Source organism: Bifidobacterium callitrichidarum (assembly GCF_003129905.1).
GTDB lineage: Bacteria > Actinomycetota > Actinomycetes > Actinomycetales > Bifidobacteriaceae > Bifidobacterium > Bifidobacterium callitrichidarum.
In genome coordinates, this window is record NZ_QFFM01000068.1 from 1 (window position 1) to 368 (window position 368).

The 368-nt window shown below is 61.7% G+C and carries 1 protein-coding gene; it reads left to right on the forward strand.

The window, feature by feature from the left end; all coding sequences use genetic code 11:
• Nucleotides 1–30: 30 nt before the first annotated feature.
• Nucleotides 31–368: hypothetical protein (locus tag DF196_RS13145; RefSeq protein WP_146194773.1), on the forward strand; the 338-nt coding region annotated here is incomplete at its 3' end.

Genomic DNA, 368 nt, shown 5'->3' on the forward strand with positions numbered 1-368 from the left:
CCCGTGTCCCTAGAAGAAAGGTTCCAGAACATGACTGGAAACACTAAGGTTTGGCGCGCGCCGCTCGCGGGCCTCGCCTCCGTCGCGATGATCGCGACCATGGGCGTCGCCGCCAGCACCGCCAGCGCCGTGGATGTGTTCGGAGGCAACGGCCCGCAGTATCCGGACGTGACCGTCACGCTTGACGCCAACGGTGGCACGTTTGATAACTCTCTGCGTCCCGATTTCGTGGACCAGAAGGGTACCAAGCTGTCCGTGACCGACGCGAAGGGCACCGATGCCGATGGTTACCAGTACGCTGATGGCGTGTTCGGCACGGACCTGTACGCGAAGTACGGCAAGCTGACGAACAATGGCTATGAGTTCAC